The organism is uncultured Porphyromonas sp., from assembly GCF_934359325.1.
Lineage (GTDB): Bacteria > Bacteroidota > Bacteroidia > Bacteroidales > Porphyromonadaceae > Porphyromonas_A.
Genome location: NZ_CAKRLH010000126.1, coordinates 1 through 4,638 on the forward strand (window position 1 = coordinate 1; position 4,638 = coordinate 4,638).

Annotated in this window: 4 protein-coding genes and 1 pseudogene; all 5 read left to right on the forward strand. The window is 57.5% G+C overall.

What is annotated here, in order from left to right; translation table 11 throughout:
- Nucleotides 1–408: pseudogene (locus tag Q0F21_RS05420) on the forward strand (transporter); the annotation flags it as partial.
- 341 nt (nucleotides 409–749) lie between these two features.
- Nucleotides 750–1,772, forward strand: coding sequence for a M23 family metallopeptidase (locus Q0F21_RS05425; protein ID WP_297238109.1), 1,023 nt, complete (start codon nucleotides 750–752; stop codon nucleotides 1,770–1,772).
- A gap of 431 nt (nucleotides 1,773–2,203) precedes the next feature.
- On the forward strand, nucleotides 2,204–3,445 hold the full coding sequence (locus Q0F21_RS05430; RefSeq protein ID WP_297238111.1) for an MFS transporter: 1,242 nt from the start codon (nucleotides 2,204–2,206) through the stop codon (nucleotides 3,443–3,445).
- Entirely contained in the window at nucleotides 3,442–3,987 is a 546-nt protein-coding gene (locus Q0F21_RS05435) for a shikimate kinase (RefSeq protein WP_297238113.1), read from the forward strand. The genes Q0F21_RS05430 and Q0F21_RS05435 overlap by 4 nt, the downstream gene beginning before the upstream one ends.
- The coding region (locus Q0F21_RS05440) for a C10 family peptidase (RefSeq protein WP_297238115.1) at nucleotides 3,980–4,638 on the forward strand (659 nt) is incomplete at its 3' end. The genes Q0F21_RS05435 and Q0F21_RS05440, both read left to right, overlap by 8 nt.

A 4,638-nucleotide genomic window follows, 5' to 3' on the forward strand; every position in this document is an offset into this window, starting at 1 on the left:
CACGCCAAGGTTCGCTCCCTCTCCTCCGCCTCCCTCTATATATGGATCTTCCTCCTCTCGCTCGTCATCGCCAATACCGTCCACTTCGTAGCGCAGGAGAGTCAGGGCGTGGCGACGATGATTGTCGTGCTGGTGCTGATCGGCCTCGTCACCTGCATCATCCAGTACTCTGTCGGCAAGGCAATGAGTAGAAGGGTACTCGGCGAGAGCGTCACCATCGGTCAGGCTCTGGGGCAGAAAAACTCCTCCATCAGCATATGGATGATCCAGTCGTACCTCAATCCCATCGCCTCCGTGTCGCAAGCGGCCTACTCTATCTTCCAGAACATCTTCAACGCCCTCCAGGTGATCCACCACGACCGGCGACAGGTCCGCGAGCAGCGAAGCATACACAAAGAGAGCGCCTGAAGTCAAAACGGTGCTAAAAAGTGCTTAAATATATGGGCAAAGGAGATATTACTTGTGCCGACCTGGAAAATAATATGTACCTTGCGCCGTGTAAGAGTTCTCTCTCTTGGGAGACTGTTGCCCGTGTGAGCCGCTCGTAAGTGTACGGGGCCACTGTGGCGATGAGCTTTCATAGTCAAAATCTGAGAGGGAGCGCCTACGGTAATTGTGTTTTATATCTTCTCCTGTTTCGTCCTCCGGAGTTGACTTGGTCTTGGCGTCCCGTACTGCTGTGGACGATGAGAGCACGCCAAAGCTTGAGGGAGTCTGAGGAGGGGATGTCAACCTTCTTTTATTACAGAATGAGTACACCCAACTCACTACTTCGGAGAGTGGTGGCTGTCGGAGCATTACTCGTCACTTGTGCCCTTGGCTATGCACAGAAGAGTAACGAAACGACCAATCACCACAACCGAAAGTCCACCGAGGTCGTCTCTAAGGACGCGGACAAGAAAACCGGAGCTGCCGCGCAGCTACTCGCTTCTAACCTCAATTACAGAGACACAACGCTGGTCACCAGCTTCGCTAAGGCAATTAATGAGTCTCTAAATCTGGACGAACTGACCGAGGAGGATCTCCTCTATCCCTCTGTCGACCTCTACGGCGAGGACTCCTGGAACAGCTCCCTAAACCCCATCCACGGGGCGTCTGCTGTCATCCCCTCTCGCTACGAGATCAGTCTCAAGGAATTTGTCTACCCACTGGATGGCATCCGCCGCATCAATAGCGGCTACGGCTATCGTCGTCGCTTCCGTCGTATGCACTACGGCGTGGACATTGACCTCAATCGCGGCGACACCGTCCGCGCCACCTTCTCCGGTCGCGTACGACTGGTCGACATCGATGGACGAGGCTATGGTAAGTATGTGGTGATCCGTCACCCCAATGGTCTGGAGACCCTCTACGGTCACCTCTCCAAGCAGCTCGTGAAGGAGAATACCGTCGTCCATGCCGGTGACGCGATCGGACTTGGCGGCAGCACCGGACGCTCTACCGGTCCGCACCTCCACTATGAGACCCGATTTATGGGCATCGCACTCAATCCTCAGCAGCTGATCGACTTTGCCAGCGGTGCGCCTCGCAATGAGATGTACGTCTATGCCAAGGGTCGCTCAACCCGAAGCAACTCATCAAGCCAATACAGAGCGAGTAATACGAAGACGAGGGACAACTCTTTCAAGACCTACCGGGTCCGCAAGGGCGATACTCTGTCTCACATCGCCAAGAAGACCGGCACCTCAGTGGCTCAGATCCGGAGACTCAATCCGAAGCTCCGCAAGAGCAGCATGATCCGACCGGGAGAGGTGATACGCGTCGGCGCATAAACAGATCCCCGGTAGACGAGGGTTTATATGATACAAAAGGACTCTTGGCTTAGGTCAAGGGTCCTTTTTTCCTTTGGATGAAAGCGTGAGAAGAGACGAGGGAGAACGAATCAAGCCGGGGAAGCGGATCCGGGTCGCATGGAGACACCCTCATACTATACCCGATATTAGTATCCACTATTACCGGTATTAGTCGACACTAATATCGGTAATAGTGGATACTAATACCGGGTATAGAAATAGCGCTTCTCTTCATACTGATAGCCAGATCGTTGCACACCCACGACCTTAACACACTTATAACAGCCTAGAAGTAAGGGGTTTTAATGGCAAGACCGGAAGCGGTGGACCGATCCTGTGTCACGAGGATGAGAGCGGGGTACTATACGACCTCTCGATTGAGTACCTTTGTGGCGCAAAAGGCTAATATTATGACAGCAGATCATACACAGGACAAGTCTGTCCGGAGACAGGTACTCGGAGTGATCGTCCTCTTCGGCATCATCAGCATGCTGGGAGACATCGTCCACGAGTCGGCTCGTAGTGTCAATGGTCAGTACCTCAGTCTGCTCGGCGTGTCGGCAGCACAGGTGGGGCTGGTATTTGGGCTGGGAGAGTTCATCGGCTATGCGCTCCGGCTCATCTCCGGCGTCATCCTCGACAAGAGTGGCAAGTACTGGCTCTTCCTCTTCCTCGGCTATGGGGTCCACTTCGTGATCCCCCTGATGGGCTGCACCACCAGCTGGGGCGTACTCATCGTCCTGATCCTGACGGAGCGGATCGGGAAGGCCTTCCGCAGCCCCGCCAAGGACACGCTCCTCTCCGGCATCTCGGAGCGACAGGTGGGGCTGGGCTTTGCCTTCGGACTGCAGGAGGCGCTCGACCAGCTCGGGGCTTTCCTCGGACCGCTGATCTTTACCGCAGTCTTCTACTACGCAGGTCAGAGCGGCGTGGAGGAGTTTCAGCTCGGATACAAGCTACTCGCGATCCCCTTCGTGGTCCTGATGCTCTTCCTCGTCTACGTCTGGCGGCGAGTGTCGCACCTGGAGCGAGAGCACGGCGCAGTTGCCCCGACCGACAAGCAGGGTAAGCTGAGCCGGATGTTCTGGATCTACTCCGCCTTCACCTTCTTCACCGCCTTTGGTCTGCTCAATTTCGGGATCATCGGCTATCACCTCAAGGTCCGGTCCGTCATGTCCGACACGATGATCACCATGCTCTACGCCGGCGCCATGGGTGTCGATGCCTTAGTGGCACTGCTCATCGGGCGAACCTACGATCGGCTCAAGGAGAGGACCGGCTCCAGGACGGGCGGCATCCTGGTGCTCCTCATCGTGCCGCTACTGACCCTGCTACTCCCGGTCCTTACCCTCAGCACCTCCGTCCCGGTGGTCATCTCCGGTATGGTGATCCTCGGTGTGATCCTCGGCGCTCATGAGACTGTGATGCGCTCGGCGATAGCCGACCTGACGCCGTACAAGAAGCGCGGACTCGGCTTCGGGCTCTTCAATACCTTCTACGGGCTGGCGCTACTCGCCGGCTCAGCTCTGAGCGGACTGCTCTACGACAGGGGGCTGACGATGGTTATCTTTATCCTCACCGCCGTCTCGGAGGGGATTGCCCTCGTCTTCTATGGAGTTATGTATCGTAAGGTAAGAGCGACAGCAGCGTGAGACCACTATTCCTCATAGGACTCCCCGGCGTGGGGAAGAGTACCATCGGGCGGATCGTTGCCGAGCGGCTTGGGGTGCGATTTGTCGACACAGACCTCTTCGTCGAGAGCCGGTACCACGCCTCCATCTCGTCAATGATCGGTTGCTGCGGGATCGACAAGTTTCGCAAGAGAGAGCGTGTAGCGCTGCTGGAGCTGCTGCAGGTGGAGGACACCCTCATAGCCACCGGCGGGGGGCTGCCGACCTGGGAGGACAATATGGATCGGATGCTCGCCCATGGGCTGGTAGTCTACCTCCGCTCACCGCTTGACCTACTCGCCGAGAGGCTCTACAGCGTCCGAGCGACCCGACCGGCAGTAGCGGACAAGACGAGAAGCGAAGTTTGCGACTACCTCGAAATGGTGTCGGAGAAGAGGGAGCCCTACTACTCCCGAGCCCATGTGACTGTCCCAATAGGACACCTGAGAAACAGTGCGGAAGAGCGCGAGGCGGCGGAGCAGGTGACAGAGGCGATCCGACGGTATCTGGAAGAGCATGACTGAGAAGGAAAAGAGACAAAGTCTGATGGATCTCGTCAGCGGCTCCGACCTGATCACGCCCGAAGATGTGACGGAGTACATCCCGATGATGGTGCGTACGATCTGGCATCAGGGTAGCCCCTTTGACCTCAATACCCCGATCCGAAGAGGTCTGCGACCCTCATCACCGATCGGTCGATCTCCTGCCGGCTGCGCTCCTGTGGCGCTGGCACAGCTCCTCACCCGGCTGGCGGTCGAGCACAACTCCAAAAACCCTCTCTACCGCTCCCTCGAGCGGGTCTCCGCCCTCCATCCCGGGATCACCTCTACCGCCTCCGAGCGGGAGATGGCAGGCCGATTTCTCTCAGAGATAGGCGAAGCACTCTCGACGACCTACACGACCGACTTTGGGCTCACCTGGCCCTGGCGTATCCGCCTTCTCCTCACCCGGATGGGCTTCCATCAGGCAAGACTTCACTGGTGGGGGCTGAGAGGGACGATCGAGCAGAGCCTCCGGAGCGGGCTGCCGGTGATCCTCACTGCCGGGCGGGAGGACCTCACCTTCCACACCTGGATCGTGGATGGTCTCCTCCGCACGGAGAATGAACTCTTTCTCCACTGCAACTACGGCTGGGGCGGTCGGGCTAATGGGTACTACCGCTATGGGCGATACGA